Here is a 19,215-nt window from a genome sequence, read left to right as displayed (position 1 = left end):
CGCCGCCGCCGGCGCTCGCGGCCCCCGGGGCCGGGGCGCCCCGGCCGCCGCCGTCGGCCCCGCCGCCGCGGTCCGCGGAGGGTTCGCGGGTGGAGGCCTGCACCGTGTGATTGCCCGTCATCCCGCTGCTCACGTAGCTGGCGACGTCCTCGCTGAGCGGGAGGTCCAGGTTGAGCCGACCGGCCTGGGCGACCAGGCCGGCGGCCGTGGGGCGCGCGGACATGTCGCGCGAGACCGCCGCCTGCACCAGCGGCTGCAGCTGGGGGGGCATCCCGTCGAGGGTGATCTCGCCGTTGAGGATGCGGAAGAAGATGACCTCGAAGGAGCCGGAGCCGTAGGGCGCCGTACCGGTGGAGGCGAAGGCGACCGTGGCGCCCCAGGCGTGGATGTCGGTGGCCGGTCCGAGGTCGGTGCCCTCGATGACCTCCGGCGAGAGGTAGCTGGGCGTGCCGACGAACGTGCCGGTCTGGGTGAGCTTGGCGCCGTCGACCGCGTGGGCGATGCCGAAGTCGATGACGATCGGCTCGCCGTTGGAGATGATGACGTTGCCGGGCTTGAGGTCGCGGTGGATGACGTCGGCGGCGTGGATGTCGTCGATCGCCCGCGCCAGACCCGTCACGAAGCGGCTCAGCGCCCGGCCGCGCAGCGGGCCGTGGTCGGTGACCGTGGAGTCGAGCGTGGGGCCCGGGATGTACTCGGTGACGACCCAGGGGAGCTCGGCGTCGGTGTCGGCGTCGATGACCTCGGCGACGTTGGCGCTGTGCACCCGCCGCATGGTGGCCACCTCGCGTGCGAGCCGGGCGCGGGCGATGTGGTCGCCGGCGACCTCCGAGCGCAGCACCTTGATCGCGACGAGCTGGTCCTCACGGGGGTCGACGGCCTGGTAGACGACGCCCATGCCGCCCTGGCCGATCCGGCGGCGGATCCGGTAAGGGCCGACGCGTTCCGGCAGCTCCTCGCCCTCGGGGAAACCTGCCGACATTGCCATTACGAATTCATCCCCTCAACCTGGCACACCACGACATCTAGCCTATCCGCTGGAGATGGCCGGGCCGGAGGCCGCAAACCGCGGCCGACGGGCCTGTCCGCCACCGCTCACGCTGCACAGCGACCACGTCCTTCTGCACCGCGGCGGAACGGACCGGTCCGCGGGCGGCTCCCTGAGGCAAAACTAGCCGGGCCGCCGGGTCGCGGGAAGACCTCGGCGGCGACCGGCCCCGCGCGGGGCCCGCCGTCCAAGCGACCCCATGAGTATGACGCACGTTTCAGGGGTGTGGTTCCGCTCGCCGCGAGGCGGGCGGGGCCCGGCACGGCGGTTCCGGCCGCGGCGCGGGTGCCCCGGAAGGGCTGCGGCGGACGCGGCGGCCGGAGCCGGGCCGCCGCGGCGGTGCGACCGGCGCGGGGCCCGGCCCGAAGGGAGGGGGCGGCCCGTTCAGTCGGTGCGCACGCCCAGGCCCGAGATCGCCTCGGCGCCGGGGAGCTCGGCGAGGTCGGCGCCGGGAAGCACGAGCTTGGAGGACCGCAGGCCGCTGCCCACGACCACGTGGCCGGCCTCCAGCACGGCCTGGTCGACCAGAATCGGCCACCCTTCCGGCAGCCCCACGGGGGTGATGCCGCCGTACTCCATGCCGGTCGCGGCGACCACCTCGCCCTGCGGCGCGAAGGAGGCCTTGCGCGCGCCCAGGTGGCGCCGGGCCGCGCCGTTGACGTCCGCGCGCGTGGTGGCCAGCACCATGCACGCGGCCATCCGCACCTGGCCCGCCCGCTTAGCGGCGATCACCACGCAGTTGGCCGAGGCCTCCAGCGGGATGTCGTAGGCGGCGGCGCACTCGGCGGTGTCGGCCAACTCCGGGTCGATCGGCGCCGCCAGCACGCGCTCGGCCGGCGCCCAGCCTGCGAGCCGGGCGGCGACCGCCGACGCCGTCAGGTCGGTGCGCTCCAGGGCCGGTTCGGTCTTCAGTCCCCACATGGTCCCTCCGTCTCCCTCCGCATCAGCGCGGCGCGCATCAGCCGCCTCGCGCGCCCTGCCGTGTCCTCTCCTCCCGCGCGGCGCCCGCCCTCCTCCGGCCGGCGGACGAGGCCGCGGCCGGCGCTCGCGCGGGGGTGTGCGCGAACCGGCCGGGTCAGCGGCCCGAGAAGCGCGCCTTACCGGGCCCCTCCTCGATGAAGCTGCGCATCCCGGCCTTCTGGTCCTCGGTGGCGAACAACCCGGCGAAGTGCATGCGCTCGATCTCCAGCCCGGTGGCGAGGTCGGTCTCCAGTCCGCCGTCGACCGCCTGCTTGGCCGCGCGCAGCGCGAGCGCGGGGCCGCCAGCGTAGCTGGCGGCCATGGCCACGGCGTGGCCGTAGACGTCGGCCGCCGGCACCACCGCGTCGACCAGGCCGATGGACAGGGCCTCCTCGGCGGCGACGTGGCGCCCGGTGAAGATGAGGTCCTTGGCGCGGGCCGGGCCGATCAGCCGGGGGAGGCGCTGCGTGCCGCCCGCTCCGGGGATCACGCCGAGCCGGATCTCGGGCTGGCCCAGCCGGGCGTCCTCGGCGGCCACGCGGAAGTCGGCGCACAGCGCCAGCTCGCAGCCGCCGCCGAGCGCGAAACCGGTGATCGCGGCGATGACCGGCTTGGGGATGCGCGCGACGGCGGTCAGGGAGTCCTGCAGCACCCGTGAGTGGTCCGCCATCTCGGCGAAGCCCATCTCGGACATCTCCTTGACGTCCGCGCCGGCGGCGAAGACCCGCTCGCCGCCGTAGACGACCACGGCCCGCACGTCGTCGTCGGCGCTGACGCGCGCCGCGGCCGCGCCCAGCTCGCGCTGCACCCGCGCGTCGATCGCGTTCATCTTCGGCCGGTCCAGCCGGATCACGGCGACCGCCGGATGGCCTCCATCGCGCTCCACCCGGACGAACTCGCCAATGGCCTCGTCCACCGTCGTCACCAGGGCCCTTCTGCCGTCGACTACCCGCCTCGGCCCGGCGCCCCGGGCGCAGCCCGGCGTGGGCGCCCGACCGTCCGGCGCTCGCGCCTCAATACCTACCACTGCCCGGACCCGCCCCCCGCATCCGCCGGCACGCGCGGTGCCGCGCCCGCGGCGCGTGCGGTGGCGGCGGTGTCAGAAGCTCAGCGGTGTCCAGGTCCCGGCGGCGGCCGAGACGGCGTGGGCGGCGCCGAGCAGGGCGGCGGTCGCGGCGATCAGGGCCGTGTCCCGCCCGCGCCAGGTGCTCAGCCGGGCGTGGCTGCGCGGGCCGCCGGCGAACCCGCGGGCGTCCATCGCCATAGCGAGCAGGGTTCCGGTCCGGATCGAGCGCACGAGCAGGGCGAACGCCTTTCCCGCGAAGATCGCGGCCGCCCGCGCCGGGTTGCCTCCGGCGTCCAGGCCGCGGGCGCGGCGGGCACGGCCCAGCGTGCGCCACTGCTCGACCAGCAGCGGCACCAGACGCAGCGCGGCGAGCACGGCGATCGCCGGGCGCTCGGGCACCCGCAACCGCTGGACCAGCGAGTCGGCCATGTCGGTGGGGTCGCTGGTGATCGCGGCGAGCAGGCTCGGCAGGGAGATCGCCAGCAGCCGCACCGCCGCGCCGAGCGCCGCGACCGGCCCCTCCTCGCCGAAGACAAGGTTGACGAACCCGATCGAGGCCCCCATCAGCGCGAGGGGGATGCCCAGTGCGAGCAGCCGCGCCCGGTTCAGCCCGGCGAACGGCAGCAGCGCCAGGCCGCCGGCCAGCACGATCCCGGAGGTGACCGGGTCCACGACCGGGATCAGCCCTGCGGCGACGAGCCCGGCCGCCAGCATCTTGCCCGCGGGATCGGCCCTCGGCAGCCAGGCCCGCCGCGTGCGGGCGCGGGAGCGGGAGGCGGAAGCGCCGCCGTCGCGGTCGGTCTCCGGCGGTCCGGGCGCGGCGGCCCCCTCCGGCGGCCTTCCGCGGGGCCGCTGCCCGCGCGGCGCGCCGGGACCCGCGGCGCCGCGCTGACCCCGGCGGGCGGGCGCTCCCGCGGGGTCGGACCCCCGGGAGGTACCGGCGGTGCTCATCCGCGCCCCCTTCCGCTCCGCTTTCCCCGGCCTCGGCCCGGCGCCGCTCCTGCGCGTCCGCCGGCGGCCGCCGCCTCTCCCGGCCGGCTACCCGGGCCGCCGTCCGATCCACCGTCCGCCCGTTCGGGGCCCGCGCTCCGCTGCCCGCCGAGGACGGCGGCGCCGGCATCCGTCCGGGCGACGGGCGCCTGGGCGTACCCGCCGCTCAACCGGACCTCGACGTCGGCGAAGCGGTCCAGGAGCACCGAGTCGTGGGTGGCGGTGACGACCGCGCGACCGTCGGAGCGCAGCTCGGCCAGCAGTTCCACGAGCTCGGCCCAGGTGCGGGTGTCCTGCCCGAAGGTCGGCTCGTCCAGCAGCAGCACGTCCGGCGCGTGGGAGGCGCCCGAGCTCAGCGCCGTCGCCACCGACAGCCGCCGCTTCTCCCCGCCGGAGAGGGTGAAGGGGTGCACGTCGGCCAGGCCGGTCAGCCGCAGGCGCTCCAGCAGCTCGTCCACGCGCCGCTGCGTATCGCGGGGCCCCAGCCCGGCACGGCGGGGCGCGAAGGCGAGCTCGTCGCGGACGCGGCCGGTGACGAACTGGTCCTCAGCGTGCTGGAACACCGTCCCCACGTGGCGGGCGAGGCGCCGGGCCGGCCACCTCGCCAGCGGACGGGTGCTGATCTCGGCCAGGCGCCCGCGGGGCGCGACCGTTCCGCCCCGGGGCGCGTCGAGCCCGGCCAGCAGGCCCAGCAGGGTGGACTTGCCCGCTCCGTTCGGTCCGGTCAGAGCGGTCGCGGTGCCCGCGTGCGCCGCGGCGCCGACGCCGTGCAGGACCTCGGCGCCCGGCTCGCCCGCCAAGCCGGCGCCGCCGGGGGCCCGCGCGGCGCAGTCCACCGCCTCGATCACCGCCGGTCCCGGCAGTGCGACCGGGCGCACGCGGGGGCGCGGCTCGCGTCCGGGCACCCATACGCCCTGTTCGGCCAGCGCGGCGCCCTGGTCGGCGAAGACGGCGGAAGGGGCACCGTCGGCGATCACGCCTCCGCCCGGTTCGACCGCGACGACCCGGTCGACGAGGGCGGCCACCGCGTCCTGGGCGCCGTTTGCGTCGGAGGCGCCGACCACCTCGGCCACGCTGTGCTCGACGAGCACCATGGTCGCCTCGCTGCTGCGCAGCAGGTGCGCGAGCACGCGCCGGATCCGGGCGGCGCCGCCGCGGTCGAGGTTGGCCGTTGGCTCGTCGAGCAGCAGCAGGCGCGGCCGCATCGCCAGGGCCCCGGCCAGCACCAGGCGCTGCTTCTCCCCGCCGGACAGGGCCGCGGTGGGCCGGTCGGGACCGTAGCCGAAGCCGACCTCCTCCAGCGCGTCGCGGACCCGCGCCCAGATGTCCGCGCGCTCCAGACCGAGGTTCTCCGGGCCGAACGCGACGTCGTCGCCCGAGCGGGCCATGACCAGCTGCGTCTCGGGGTCCTGGCTGACGAGCGCGACCGAGCCGCGCGCGGCGTCGGCGCGGCCGCCGTCGACGAGCAGCCGCCCCTCCTCGTCGCCGGAGATGGCGCCGGCGCCGCCGGTCAGCCCGGCCATCGCGTGCAGCAGCGTGCTCTTGCCCGCACCGGAGGCGCCGAGCAGCAGCACCCGCTCCCCCGGCTCCACGACGAGGTCGACGCCGCGCAGCGACCATCCGCTGCGGCCCGAGTGGCGCCACCCCCAGCCGGACAGCTCGACGCGGGCGCCGCCGCGGTCGGCCCTCATCCGCGCGCCGAGGGGAACGCGGAGAGCGCGCCGGCCCTGGCCAGGGCCGATGTGAGCAGCCGGGAGCCGGCGCCGCCGATGACGGCGGCGCTGATCACGACGAGAACGCCGTAGGTGAGTTGGAAGGACAGCGGCCAGGTGGGGTAGTAGCGGACGTTGTCCCACACGGCGGGCGCGATTCCGGCGGCCGCGCCGGCGAGCAGCGCGATCGGCATGCCCCAGCGGCGGTAGCGGCCGGCGGCGAAGATCAGCTCGGGCAGCAGGCCCTGGACGAAGCCCGCCAGGGCGACCTCGACGCCCCAGGGCGTGCCGAGCACCATGGACACGAACGCGGCAGCCGTGGAGGTCAGCACTGCGGCGCCGGGCTTGCGGACGATGAGCCCGCCCAGGACTCCGGGCACCAGCCACATGCCGTAGACGACCGCCTGGGCGGGCGGGAAGAACGCGAACAGCGGGGCGGAGACCTGCCACAGCAGGTTCCACGCCCAGAAGATCACGCCGACGGCCACACCCAGCACAGCGGGGACGACGATGTCGACCGTGCGGTAGCGCTGCCTCACCGTGGCACCGGCACCGGCGGCCGGCTCCGGGTTCGCGTTGCCGGTCGGCGGCTTCTGATCACTCACAGGACGTCCCTTCGCAGACGAAGCGAGGGAGACCCGGCCAAGAGCGCCGGCCGGAAACCGGGCGCCCGCGCATCGGGGCGCGCGGCCGCGCCGAACCGGCGGACGGGTTCACGACTCCCTGCGCTGGCATTACCCAGATCAGGTGTGTGAGGGTCTGCGGTCGCGGACCGCACTCTCAGCGCCCAAGCGCTCCCCTGTCGGTTTCGCCTCCATTATGGGGACCTACGCACACCGAAGGTCAAGGTGGGCGCCGAATGCGCAGGTCGCAGGAGGTGATGCCACCGCACCCGGGCGGACGGCGGACGGCGGCATGCCTGCCGCGGCACTGGGACGGGTCGGGCAGCGGGCGCCGGGCGCGGTCGGCGCCGCGGCCCAGCGCGGTGCGGCGATCAGCCGGAACCGGCATGCGGACATGAACAGCGCGGACGACGTCGGCGGGGTATCCCGGAGCGCTCTGCGGGGCGACACCGGCCACCGGCTCAGCAAGCTCGGCGAAACGGTGCTCGCGATGATCGTGGCGGCCTTCGAGCCGCTGGGGCCGAACGCGCGCCACGTCACCGTGCTCGCCACGGCCGCCGCGATGGAACCGCCGTCTCACAGCGGGAGCCGGCCGGCGGCTGGGCATCGACCCCGACGCCATGGCGGGGACCGTCAACGACCTGGAGAGCAGCGGCCTCGCCGAGCGGCGGCGCGACCCCGACGGACGCCGGCGCCACATCGTGGTGCCCGCGCCGCGCGGCCGCGAGCTGCCGGCGGAGCGCGGCGAAGTCGGAGGCCAAGCGGGCTTAGGAAGACAAAACAGGCAGTCAACTCCTTGGCTCACAGAACGACATGGCTACGATCCGACTTGCTGAGGCGCGCCGGCCTCACCGCAGGACCATTCCCTCCTTGACGGCCTCGGGCGGCTCGGGGGTCGCGACCAGCCCCATCTCGGCGTTGTCTGCGAGCAGGGAGTGGTGCGGCAGCACCCGCACGGTGAACCCGCAGCTCCCCGCGCGCCGCAGCGGCACCGAGCCGTGGTAGCACACCGTCCGCGAACCGGCGGCCTCAGCGGCGCCCTCGTCCGCCGACAGCTCGGCCAGGACCGGGTCGACCAGCGACTCCGAGTCGCTGACCCGCCCCACGGCCACCTCGACCCGCACGTCCTCGGGGGCCAGCCCGCCCAGTTCGACGCACGCGCGCACCCGCAGGTCGCCGCCGACCAGGGGCGGGCCTTCGCAGCCGGTCATCTCGACGTGCTCCACCCGCACATCCGGCCAGGCGCCGCGCACGCGCCGCTTCCACGCGGCCAGCTCGCCCGCGCCGCGCATGCCGCCCGCGGCCAGCGCGCGCGAGGAGTCGGCCGCGCCCTGGTAGAGCCGGGTCACGTACTCCTGCACCATGCGGGTGGCCAGCACCTTCGGGCCCAGCGAGACCAGCGTGTGCTTGACCATCTCCAGCCACCGCTTGGGCAGGCCGCGGTCGTCGAAGTCGTAGAACAGCGGCACCACCTGCTGCTCGACCAGGTCGTAGAGCGCAGCGGCCTCGATGGCGTCGCGCCGGTCGGGGTCCTCGACGCCGTCGGCGGTGGGGACGGCCCAGCCGTTGGAGCCGTCGTACCACTCCTCCCACCAGCCGTCGCGCACCGACAGGTTGAGTCCGCCGTTGAGGGCCGACTTCATGCCCGAGGTGCCGCAGGCCTCCAGTGGGCGCAGCGGGTTGTTCAGCCAGACATCGCAGCCCTGCACCAGAGCCCGTGCCAGTGCCATGTCGTAGTCGGGCAGGAAGACGATCCGGTGCCGCACCCGGGGGTCGTCGGCGAAGCGCACGATCTCCTGGATGAGCCGCTTGCCGCCCTCGTCGGCCGGATGCGCCTTGCCCGCGACGACGATCTGCAGCGGCCGGTCCGGCTCCAGCAGCATCGAGGCGAGCCGCTCGCGGTCGCGCAGCATCAGGGTGAGCCGCTTGTAGGAGGGCACCCGGCGGGCGAAGCCGATCGTCAGCACCTCGGGGTCGAGCACGTCGTCGACCCAGCCCAGCTCGGCCTGGGAGGCGCCGCGCCGGCGCCAGGACGCGCGCAGGCGCTCGCGGACGTCGACGACGAGCCGTTCGCGCAGCGTGCGGCGCATCTCCCACAGCTCGGCCTCGGAGGCGCCGGCGAGCTTGCGCCAGCCCTCGGCGCTGGTGAACTCCCCCGCGTCGGGCACCATCCGGCGGGCGAGGTCCTGGGCCTCCTCGGCCACCCAGGTGCGCGCGTGCACGCCGTTGGTGACGGCGGTGATGGGCACCTCGGCAATGTCGAACCCGGGCCACAGGCCCCGGAACATCTCGCGGCTGACGGCGCCGTGCAGCCGGCTGACCCCGTTGACCCGCTGGGCCAGGCGCATGCCCATGACCGCCATGTTGAACACGTCGGGGTCGCCCTCGGCGTAGTCCTCGGCGCCCAGGCGCAGGACGTCGCCGGCGGCCAGCCCCGGTGTTGCGGAGTCGCCGGGGGCGAAGTGGCGGCCGACCAGCTCGCGGTCGAACCTGTCGATACCGGCGGAGACGGGGGTGTGCGTGGTGAAGACCGTTCCGGCGCGCGCGGCCTCGACCGCCTCGTCGAAGGACAGCCCGCCGTCGACCAGCTCACGCGCGCGCTCCACGCCGAGGAACCCGGCGTGGCCCTCGTTCATGTGGAAGACCTCGGGCGCGGGGTGGCCGGTCGCCCGGCAGTAGGCCCGCACCGCGCGCACGCCGCCGACGCCCAGCAGCAGCTCCTGGCGCAGGCGGTGCTCCTTGCCGCCCCCGTAGAGGCGGTCGGTGACCGCTCGCAGGTCGGCGGGGTTGTCCTCGTGGGCGGCGTCGAGCAGCAGCAGCGGCACGCGCCCGGCCCTGGCCACCCACACGCGGGCGTTCAGCCGCTGCCCGCCGGGCAGGTCGAGCCCGACGCAGGCGGGGGCGCCGCCGCCGTCGCGCAGCTGGGTCAGCGGCAGCCCGCGCGGGTCGACCTCGGGGTAGTCCTCCAGCTGCCAGCCCTCGGGCGAGAGCGCCTGGCTGAAGTAGCCGTGCTGGTAGAGAAGCCCGACCCCGATCAGCGGGGCGCCGAGGTCGCTGGCGCTCTTGAGGTGGTCGCCGGCCAGGATGCCCAGCCCGCCGGAGTACTGGGGCAGCGCGGCGGTGAGGCCGTACTCGGCGGAGAAGTAGGCGACCGCGGCGGGGGCGTCGCGCTCGCGGGCGTAGTGCTGGTACCAGCGGTCGTCGCCGAGGTAGGCGGCCAGGTCGGAGTCGGCCGCGCCCAGCCGCGCGAGGAACCTCTCGTCGCGGGCCAGCTCGCCGAAGCGCTCGGCGGGGACCTCGCCGAGCATGCGGAACGGATCGTGGCCGCAGCGCTCCCAGACGGCGGGGTCGACGGCCGCGAAGACCTCGCGTGTGGGCGCGTGCCAGGCCCAGCGCAGGTTGGCGGCGAGCCGCTCCAGCGCGGCCAGCTCGTCGGGGAGGGCGGTGCGGACGGTGAACCTGCGAATGGCCTTCACGGAGCGTGAGGCTACTCAATCGGCGGGCTCCGTGCGACCCGTCACCGGCGCTTTATGAAAAATCATGGATAACACGGTGTTCCCAGGCTGTAACCGGACCACGCATTATCCGGAAGTTTCACATAACGCGGGATTCAAGTCACACAACCGGAAATTACGGACACTCGATCTCACCACGCCCAATCGAACTTCCGTAACCGGTATGTGTAGGGCCGAAACCTCTGATGCGCCCGAGACTCATGCCTCACACGTGCACCTTTGCCCGATTTGCCGAACTCCCACCGGCCCCATCATCCCTGCAGGTCAGCAGAGCACCAAAGCGGTGTGACGACAATCACAAAAATTAACCGCCTCGGGTTGTCGGCGCATCGCGCGTTCCGGCCTGACGATAGACAGAGGAGTAGGCCCGGACCGAAATCACCGATGCCGATCGACTGGACATTCGGTGGTGTCGGGCTGCCCGAACACGGCTCAGGAGCGCCACACCGCCACAGGAACGAAACGTGGCGTCCGCGGCTCACGCGGGGTGGTTTACCCGGAGAATCCGACGAACCCGACCAAGCCTCGGGTATGACGACAATGATGGTGTACCTGTGATTGGACGCATTCCCATTCTCGACGTCTCGCCCGTCCTGGACTACGGCACCGCCAAGGCGGCCGCCGGCGAGACCGTTCCCGTCCGGGCCACGGTGATCCGCGAGGGCCACGGGGCCCTGGGCGCCGCCGTCGCCCTCTACGACCCGCGCGGCCGCAGGCACTCGCTGACCCCGATGCGCGAGCTCGCGCCCGGCACCGACCGCTACGGCGCCGACGTCACCGTCGGCCACGAGGGCCGGTGGAGCTTCAGCGTCGAGGCCTGGAGCGACCCCGTGGCCACGTGGCGCCGCGACGCCGCCGTGAAGATCCCTCTCGGCCAGGACGTCGAGCTGACGCTCGAAGAAGGCGCGCGCCTGTTCGACCGCGCCGCCCGGCGCGTGCCGCGCCGCCCCGGACCCGCCCGCGTCGCCGCCGTCCTGCGCGACGGCTCCCTGGCTCCCGAGGAGCGCTTGGCCGCCGCCTCCGGCCCCGAGGCCGCCGAGCTGCTGGCCGCCGAGCCGCTGCGCGACCTCGTCACCCGCACCAGGCGCCGCCCCCTGCTCGTGCACCGCCGGCGCGCACTGGTCGGCTCCTGGTACGAGTTCTTTCCCCGGTCGGAGGGCGCAGTCATGGACGGCGGGGCCGGCGCCTGGCGGTCGGGCACCTTCGCCACGGCGGCCAAGCGGCTGCCGGCCATCGCCGACATGGGCTTCGACGTCGTCTACCTGCCGCCGATCCACCCCGTCGGCCGCTCTTTCCGCAAGGGGCGCAACAACGCGCTCACGGCCGGCCGCGGCGATCCCGGCTCGGTCTGGGCGATCGGCTCCGAGGAGGGCGGCCACGACGCCGTCCACCCCGACCTCGGCACGCTCGCCGACTTCGAGGAGTTCGTCGCCGAGGCGGCCGAGCACGGCCTGGAGGTCGCGCTCGACCTGGCGCTGCAGTGCTCGCCCGACCATCCCTGGGTGCGCGAGCACCCCGAGTGGTTCACCCGCCGCGCCGACGGCTCGATCGCCTACGCCGAGAACCCGCCCAAGAAGTACCAGGACATCTACCCGCTGAACTTCGACGGCGACCCCGAGGGGCTCTACGCCGAGGTGCTGCGGATCGTGCGGTTCTGGATGGAGCGCGGGGTGCGCATCTTCCGCGTGGACAACCCGCACACCAAGCCCCTGGTCTTCTGGGAGCGGCTGCTGGGCGAGATCGCGGCCTCGGACCCCGACGTGGTCTTCCTGTCGGAGGCCTTCACGCGCCCCGCGATGATGGCGGCGCTGGCGCGCGCCGGGTTCCACCAGTCCTACACCTATTTCACGTGGCGCAATTCCAAGGAGGAGCTGGAGGACTATCTCACCGAGCTCTCCGCCGAGTCCTCGGCCTACATGCGCCCCAACCTCTTCACCAACACCCCCGACATCCTCTCGGCCTACCTGCAGCACGGCGGCCGCCCGGCCTTCGAGGTGCGGGCCGTGCTCGCCGCTCTGGGATCACCGGCGTGGGGCGTCTACTCCGGCTACGAGCTCTGCGAGAATACCCCGATAAAGCCCGGGAGCGAGGAATACCTCGACTCGGAGAAATACCAGCACCGCCCCCGCGACTGGGCGGCGGCGGAATCCGCTGGAAAAACCATCGCACCCCTGCTGCGCACGCTAAACTCACTCAGGCGCGAACATCCTGCATTGCAAGAACTGCGCAACCTGCGGTTCCACCATGTCGACCGGCCGGAGCTCATCTGCTTTTCCAAACGGCTGGCCGGGGCCGGCGAGAACGGACGCGACGACGTCGTCCTCGCCGTCGTGAACCTCGACCCGCACCACGCGCATGAGGCTACGGTGCGGCTCGACCTGCCCGCTCTGGGGTTCGGCCCCGACGCTCGGATAACGGTCGCCGACCAAATATCCGGTGATATCTACAGGTGGGGACAGGCGAACTATGTCCGCCTTGACCCGCGATTCCAGTCCGCACACATATTCACAGTCGGCCCCGCTGAATAAAGGTTCGCGCCAAAGGGCTCTGCCTACTGCAGGCGCTCCGCTCTTCGCGCACCGTCCACCGCAGCGGCAGGCGCTGGAAAGCCAACTCGTGGAGTAGCCTCGTGACCACACAAGAGCCGTTGCCAGGCACCAGTCACACGCCGTTCGCGGCCGTGCCCGATACCTTCACCCACGAGAAGCCCCGCGATCCCTACTGGTACAAGCACGCGGTCTTCTACGAGGTGCTCGTCCGCGGATTCCACGACTCCAACGGCGACGGCACCGGCGATCTGCGCGGCCTCATCGAGAAGCTCGACTACCTCGAATGGCTGGGCATCGACTGCGTCTGGCTGCTGCCCCTGTACGAGTCGCCGCTGCGCGACGGCGGCTACGACATCTCCGACTACATGAAGATCCTGCCGGAGTTCGGGCAGATCGCCGACTTCGTCGATCTGGTCGACCAGGCGCACCGCCGCGGCATCCGGGTCATCGCGGACCTGGTGATGAACCACACCAGCGACCAGCACCCGTGGTTCACCGCCTCGCGCGAGGACCCGGAGGGGCCCTACGGCGACTTCTACGTCTGGTCCGACAGCACCGAGCGCTACGGCGACGCCCGGATCATCTTCGTCGACACCGAGCAGTCCAACTGGTCCTACGACGAGATGCGCGGGCAGTACTACTGGCACCGGTTCTTCTCCCACCAGCCCGACCTCAACTTCGAGAACCCGGCGGTGCAGGAGGCGATCCTGGAGGTGCTGCGCTTCTGGCTGGACCTGGGCATCGACGGCTTCCGGCTGGACGCGGTGCCCTACCTCTACGAGCGCGAGGGCACCAACTGCGAGAACCTCAAGGAGACCCACGAGTTCCTCAAGCGCATCCGCTCCGAGGTCGACCGGATCTACCCCGACCGGGTGCTGCTGAGCGAGGCCAACCAGTGGCCCGCCGATGTCGTCGACTACTTCGGCGACTTCGAGGCCGGCGGCGACGAGTGCCACATGAACTTCCACTTCCCGCTGATGCCGCGGATGTTCATGGCGGTGCGCCGCGAGCAGCGCTACCCGATCTCGGAGATCCTCGCCCAGACCCCGCGCATCCCGCGCAACTGCCAGTGGGCGATCTTCCTGCGCAACCACGACGAACTGACGCTGGAGATGGTCACCGACGAAGAGCGCGACTACATGTACGCCGAGTACGCCAAGGACCCGCGGATGCGCGCCAACGTCGGTATCCGCCGGCGCCTGGCACCGCTGCTGGACAACGACAAGAACCAGATCGAGCTGTTCACCGCCCTGCTGATGTCGCTGCCCGGCTCGCCGGTGCTGTACTACGGCGACGAGATCGGCATGGGCGACAACATCTGGCTGGGCGACCGCGACGCGGTGCGCACACCGATGCAGTGGACCTCCGACCGCAACGCCGGGTTCTCCCGCTGCGACCCGGCCCGCCTGTACCTGCCCCTGATCATGGACCCGATCCACGGCTACCAGGCGCTCAACGTCGAGGCCCAGCGCGACGACCCGGGCTCGCTGCTGAACTGGACCCGCAAGATGATCCAGATCCGCAAGCGCCACCCGGTCTTCGGCACCGGCGACTTCACCGAGCTCTTCGCCAGCAACCCCAGCGTCCTCGCCTTCGTCCGCGAGTACGGCGACGACCGGATGCTGTGCGTCAACAACCTGTCGCGGTTCCCGCAGCCGGTCGAGCTCGACCTGCGCCGGTTCGAGAACGTCACGCCCATCGAGTGCATGGGCGGGGTGCGCTTCCCCGCTATCGGCGAACTGCCCTACCTGCTGACACTTCCGGGCCACGGCTTCTACTGGTTCCAGCTGCCGCCCGTCGAGGAGGCCGACGGCCCCGCCACCGAAGACCGCAACCGACAAACGCGAACGACTCCGCGGCCCGGGACGGCGACCGCGCGGCAGCGACAGGCGGCCGCGGCGAGCCGATCGGGCGCGCCGGCGGCCGAGAGGGCCGCCGCCGACGCCCCGGCCACCCCCGACCCCAGGCCGCGTCGATAAGCGGAAGAGGACTCATCACAGATGACCCAGCTTGAGGAGCTCCTGTCCGACTGGATCCCACGACAGCGGTGGTTCGCCGGAAAGGGGAAGCCGATCGAGACCGTCACGGTCCGAACGGAGCATCCGCTGGTCAGCGGCGACCCGGGACTGAGCGTCCTGGTCGTCGAGATCGGCCAGCGGGGCTCCGTATCCCGGTACCAGGTGCTCCTCGGGCTGCGCCCGGCGGGGACGCTGCGCGAGGAGCTGGCACACGCCGCCATCGGCGTGTGCCGCCTCGGCGGCGCGCCCCGCACCGTCTACGACGCCTCGCACGACCCCGAGCTGACCTCGCTGCTGCTGGACCGCCTCTCGGCCGCCGACGGCTGCGGAGCCGGCGCCCACCCGCCCGCCGAAGGAGGCGGTCCCCGGCCCCCGGTGCGGTTCCGGCGCCTGCCCGAGGCCGCCGTGAGCACCGGGCACCGCAGCCTGGTGCTCAAGGGCGAGCAGTCCAACACCTCCCTGGTCTACGGCGAGGACTACGTGCTCAAGTCCTTCCGCCGGCTGTGGCCCGGCCTCAACCCCGACCTGGAGCTGACCGCCGCCCTGGCCGAGTCGCCCTACGTGGCGCGCCCCTACGCCTGGATCGAGACCGACGTGAGCGACGGCGAGCGCTCGGTTCCCACCACCCTGGCGATGCTGCAGGAGTACATGCGCAGCGCCACCGACGGCTGGGTGCTGGCCGCGACCAGCGTCCGCGACCTCTACGCCAATCCCGGCCTCTCCCCCGCCGACGCCGGCGGCGACTTCGCCGGCGAGGCCGAGCGGCTGGGCGCGGCCACCGCGGCCGTGCACCGCGCGCTCGCCCGCGAGCTGCCCACGGACGTGCTCTCCCCCGGCGCGCTGCGCGAGCTCGCCGGGTCGATGCTGGGCCGGCTGCGCCGGGCCACCGCCGAGGTGCCCGAGCTGCAGCCCTACGGCGGCGTGCTGCGCGGTGCCTACGAGGCCCTGGCCCGGGTCGACGAGCCGCTGCCGATACAGCGGGTGCACGGCGACTACCACCTGGGCCAGGTGGTGCGCACCGACGCGGGGTGGGTGCTGCTGGACTTCGAGGGCGAGCCCGCCGCCCCGGTCGAGGAGCGCCGCCGCCCCTCCAGCCCGCTGCGCGACGTCGCCGGAATGCTGCGCTCGTTCGACTACGCCGCGCGCTACCAGCTCGTGGGCTCCTCCTCGGCGCCCGAGCTGGCGCCGACCGCGCGCGCCTGGGCCCAGCGCAACCGCGACGCCTTCAGCGCGGGCTACGCCTTCGGCGGCGGAGTCGACCCCGAGAAGCACCAGACCGTGCTGCGCGCCTTCGAATACGACAAAGCCGTCTACGAGGTGCTCTACGAGGCGCACAACCGCCCCTCGTGGCTGCGCATCCCGCTGGACTCCATCGCGGCGCTGGCCGCGTGAACCGACCGACCACCACGACGACCCCAGGATGGCCGCGATACCCATGAGCGTCTCCGCAGCGGAACTGACCGCAGAGATCGACCGGCTGACCGCCGGCCGCCACCACGACCCGCACAGCCTGCTCGGCGCGCACCCGGTCGCCGGAGGAACCGCCCTGCGCGCCCTGCGCCCCCTGGCGCGCACGGTGCACGCGGTGCTGGAGGACGGCCGCCGCGTCGAGCTGCCCCACCTCCACCAGGGCGTCTTCGCCGCCACGCTGCCCGGCGCCGAGCCGGGCGACTACCGGCTGGCCGTGGCCTACGACGACGGCCGCGGCGGAACCGTCGAGACCTTCGGCGACGACCCCTACCGCTATCTGCCCACGCTGGGCGAGCTGGACCTGCACCTGATCCGGGAGGGCCGCCACGAGGAACTGTGGCGGGCCCTGGGCGCGCACGTGCGCACCTACCGCACACCCATGGGCGAGGTCGGCGGGGTCGGCTTCGCCGTGTGGGCCCCCGGCGCCCAGGCCGTGCGCGTGGTCGGCGACTTCAACCACTGGGACGGCACCGCACACCCCATGCGGTCGCTGGGCTCCAGCGGCGTGTGGGAGCTGTTCGTGCCCGGCATCGGCGACGGGGCGCTGTACAAGTTCCGCATCCTCGGCCGCGACGGCGTGTGGCGCGACAAGGCCGACCCCATGGCCTTCGCGGCCCAGCGCCCGCCCGAGACCGCGTCGGTCGTCTACACCTCCCACTACCGCTGGCGCGACGACGCCTGGCTGTCGGAGCGCAAGACCCGCGAGTGGGACCGCCGGCCGATGAGCGTCTACGAGGTGCACCTGGGCTCGTGGCGGCCGGGGCTGTCCTACCTGGAACTGGCGACCCAGCTGGTGGCCCACGTCCGCGAGATGGGCTTCACTCACGTGGAGCTGCTGCCCGTGGCCGAGCACCCCTTCGGCGGCTCGTGGGGCTACCAGGTCACCTCCTACTACGCGCCGACGGCGCGCTTCGGCTCGCCCGACGACTTCCGCGCCCTCGTCGACGAGCTGCACAGAGCCGGCATCGGCGTCCTGGTGGACTGGGTGCCGGCGCACTTCCCCAAGGACGAGTGGGCGCTGGCGCGCTTCGACGGCTCGCCCACCTACGAGCACGCCGACCCGCGCCGGGGCGAGCACCCCGACTGGGACACGCTGATCTTCGACTACGGGCGCACCGAGGTGCGCAACTTCCTCGTCGCCAACGCGCTGTACTGGCTGGAGGAGTTCCACATCGACGGCCTGCGGGTGGACGCGGTCGCCTCGATGATCTACCTGGACTACTCGCGCGAGGGCGGCGACTGGGCGCCCAACGAATTCGGCGGCCGGGAGAACCTGGACGCGCTGGAGTTCCTCAAGGAGCTCAACGCCACCGCCTACCGCCGCAACCCCGGCATCATCATGGCCGCCGAGGAGTCCACGGCCTGGCCCGGGGTCTCGCGCCCCGTCGACCACGGCGGCCTGGGGTTCGGCTTCAAGTGGAACATGGGCTGGATGCACGACACCCTGGAGTACGTCAAGCGCGACCCGATCCACCGGCAGCACCACCACAACGAGATCACGTTCTCGATGGTCTACGCCTACAGCGAGAACTACGTGCTGCCGCTGTCCCACGACGAGGTCGTGCACGGCAAGGGCTCCCTGCTGTACAAGATGCCCGGCGACGAGTGGCGCCGGTTCGCGGGGCTGCGCGGGCTGCTGGGGTTCATGTGGTCCCACCCCGGCAAGCAGCTGCTGTTCATGGGCGGCGAGATCGGCCACGGCGACGAGTGGTCGCACGAGGCGGGCGTGCAGTGGTGGCTGCTCGACCACGCCTACCACCGCGGGGTGCGCGCGCTGGTCGCGGAGCTCAACCGCGTCTACCGCGACACCCCCGCCCTGTGGACGCTCGACACCGACCCGGCCGGCTTCACCTGGCTGGACGGCGGCGACGCGGCGGGCAACACGCTGTCCTACCTGCGCCACGGCGACGACGGGTCCGCGCTGGCGTGCGTGGTCAACTTCTCGACGGAGCCGCACACCGGCCGCCGGATCGGCCTTCCGCGCGCCGGGAGGTGGCGCGAGGTGCTCAACACCGACTCCCGCGACTTCGGCGGCAGCGGGGTGAGCGCCGCGGGCCGGTCGGGCACCGTGCGGGCCGAGGCGGTGGAGTGGAACGGCCAGCCGGCCTCGGCGAAGGTGACGGTCCCGCCGCTGGCCGCGGTCTGGCTGGCGCCGGCCTGATCCCGGCGGGACGCATCGGGCGCGGGCGGGGCGGTCCGGGGGCGCCCGCCCCGGCCGCCCGCCCGCCCCGGCGCCGCTCAGTCGCGCTTGTAGTCGTCGGTGTTCATGGACTCGGCGATCTTGTCGTAGAGCGTCGAGTACCGGGTGTCGACCGACCACGCGTAGACCGCGATGTCGCTCTGCGGCAGGAACCACAGCCGCACCTCGAACGTGTCGCCGTTCTGGCAGGTGACCTCCCACACGCGGTGGTGGGACTTCAGGCCGTCGGCGTGCTGGGTGAGCCCCTGGGGGTTGTCGACATCCACCTGCTCGGCGCCGGTGACGCCCGTGCCGCCCGACGCGGCGGTGCCCAGGCTGCGGCAGGACGCGGGGTCGGAGGCCCAGCCGTCAGGGTTGTTGTACTGCTTCTTGGGCCACTTGTTCGGGTCGTTCTCGGCCACGTGCGGGATGACCTTCACCGCGCCGTAGCCGCAGGAGTCCTGGCCCGGCGGGCGCATGCACAGCTGCCCGCCGGTCTTGTCGATGCTCCAGTTCTTGGGCGCACCGATCCTGATGCCCTGGATCTCGACCGTGCTGAAACCGGCGGCGGTCGAAGGCGGCTCGGCGGCCGCGACCACGGCGCTGTAGGTGGAGTCGGGGCTGGGCGCGGCGGAGCCGCCGGAGCCGCCTCCGCACCCCGACGCCAACAGCGCCAGCGCCGCGGCGGCTGCCGCGGCCACGGTCCTGGACCGCCGAGAACCGGACGTGCCGGACATGGGCTTCCCTTCTGCGTCCACGCTTGACCCCACGACGATAGCGGCCCGAACCGACCACCGCGCCACACCGGTACGGATTCCGGACCCACCAGAGAGCCCCCCACTTCGCGCCGCCTCCAGGAACGCCCTGCCATTCGGCGGCGGCGAACAGGAAGTGCCCGTCCCCCCGGCGTTCGGTGTCCCGCACTTCGGCCCCCGTTCGCGGAGGTCGAGCGGCTTCCACGCAGTCCCGGCGACCGGTGGTCCTACGGGAGCCCGGGCCCTCGCACGGCGGGACCGCCCGCGCGCTGTGCTGGGGGGTTGTGGGGGCGGGGGCGTGCGGCGTTCAGCAGCAGCGGGCACCCTCGT

At 73.3% G+C, this 19,215-nt stretch carries 12 protein-coding genes, 1 pseudogene and 1 riboswitch; of the genes and pseudogenes, 4 read left to right on the top strand and 9 right to left on the bottom strand.

The window, feature by feature from the left end:
• The 7 genes from ABEA15_RS22785 to glgP form a co-directional block, all read right to left on the bottom strand.
• Window positions 1-988: serine/threonine-protein kinase (locus ABEA15_RS22785; RefSeq protein WP_345558913.1), on the bottom strand; the 988-nt coding region annotated here is incomplete at its 3' end.
• 444 nt (window positions 989-1,432) lie between these two features.
• Window positions 1,433-1,969 carry a YbaK/EbsC family protein gene (locus ABEA15_RS22780; RefSeq protein WP_344143518.1) on the bottom strand — a complete coding sequence of 179 codons (537 nt, stop codon included), beginning with the start codon at window positions 1,967-1,969 and terminating at the stop codon, window positions 1,433-1,435.
• 154 nt (window positions 1,970-2,123) lie between these two features.
• On the bottom strand, window positions 2,124-2,912 hold the full coding sequence (locus ABEA15_RS22775) for an enoyl-CoA hydratase/isomerase family protein (RefSeq protein ID WP_345558923.1): 789 nt from the start codon (window positions 2,910-2,912) through the stop codon (window positions 2,124-2,126).
• A gap of 195 nt (window positions 2,913-3,107) precedes the next feature.
• On the bottom strand, window positions 3,108-3,788 hold the full coding sequence (locus ABEA15_RS22770) for an energy-coupling factor transporter transmembrane component T family protein (protein WP_425579439.1): 681 nt from the start codon (window positions 3,786-3,788) through the stop codon (window positions 3,108-3,110).
• Between the two features lie 233 nt (window positions 3,789-4,021).
• Window positions 4,022-5,755, bottom strand: a complete 1,734-nt coding sequence (locus ABEA15_RS22765) for an ABC transporter ATP-binding protein (protein ID WP_345558909.1) — start codon at window positions 5,753-5,755, stop codon at window positions 4,022-4,024.
• Window positions 5,752-6,315: an ECF transporter S component gene (locus ABEA15_RS22760; protein ID WP_345558921.1), complete on the bottom strand. Its 564-nt coding sequence runs from the start codon at window positions 6,313-6,315 to the stop codon at window positions 5,752-5,754. Before ABEA15_RS22760 ends, ABEA15_RS22765 begins: the two co-directional genes overlap by 4 nt.
• A gap of 164 nt (window positions 6,316-6,479) precedes the next feature.
• A riboswitch (TPP riboswitch) is annotated at window positions 6,480-6,587 on the bottom strand.
• A gap of 660 nt (window positions 6,588-7,247) precedes the next feature.
• The gene (gene glgP, locus ABEA15_RS22755; protein WP_345558907.1) at window positions 7,248-9,875 is read right to left on the bottom strand and encodes an alpha-glucan family phosphorylase; all 2,628 of its coding nucleotides are present in this window, start codon (window positions 9,873-9,875) and stop codon (window positions 7,248-7,250) included.
• A 593-nt stretch (window positions 9,876-10,468) separates the two neighbouring features.
• On the opposite strand from glgP, the gene ABEA15_RS22750 reads away from it, so the two are divergent.
• From ABEA15_RS22750 to glgB, 4 genes are all read left to right on the top strand, one after another.
• A complete protein-coding gene (locus ABEA15_RS22750) occupies window positions 10,469-12,442 on the top strand; it encodes an alpha-1,4-glucan--maltose-1-phosphate maltosyltransferase (protein ID WP_345558905.1) in 1,974 nt (657 codons plus the stop codon).
• Between the two features lie 152 nt (window positions 12,443-12,594).
• Window positions 12,595-14,442, top strand: a complete 1,848-nt coding sequence (treS, locus tag ABEA15_RS22745; protein ID WP_344143565.1) for a maltose alpha-D-glucosyltransferase — start codon at window positions 12,595-12,597, stop codon at window positions 14,440-14,442.
• A gap of 21 nt (window positions 14,443-14,463) precedes the next feature.
• A complete protein-coding gene (locus ABEA15_RS22740) occupies window positions 14,464-15,873 on the top strand; it encodes a maltokinase N-terminal cap-like domain-containing protein (RefSeq protein ID WP_344143523.1) in 1,410 nt (469 codons plus the stop codon).
• 43 nt (window positions 15,874-15,916) lie between these two features.
• Window positions 15,917-18,112, top strand: coding sequence for a 1,4-alpha-glucan branching protein GlgB (glgB, locus tag ABEA15_RS22735; RefSeq protein ID WP_345558903.1), 2,196 nt, complete (start codon window positions 15,917-15,919; stop codon window positions 18,110-18,112).
• Between the two features lie 77 nt (window positions 18,113-18,189).
• Here glgB and ABEA15_RS22730 read toward each other — a convergent pair whose 3' ends face one another.
• Entirely contained in the window at window positions 18,190-18,867 is a 678-nt protein-coding gene (locus ABEA15_RS22730; RefSeq protein ID WP_345558901.1) for a hypothetical protein, read from the bottom strand.
• Window positions 18,868-19,006: 139 nt separating this feature from the next.
• Window positions 19,007-19,108, bottom strand: a pseudogene (locus ABEA15_RS22725) (DUF397 domain-containing protein); the annotation flags it as partial.
• Between the last annotated feature and the right edge of the window lie 107 nt (window positions 19,109-19,215).

Source organism: Streptomonospora halophila (assembly GCF_039542725.1).
Taxonomy (GTDB): Bacteria; Actinomycetota; Actinomycetes; order Streptosporangiales; family Streptosporangiaceae; genus Streptomonospora; species Streptomonospora halophila.
This window is presented reverse-complemented; position numbering and strand designations above follow the sequence as displayed.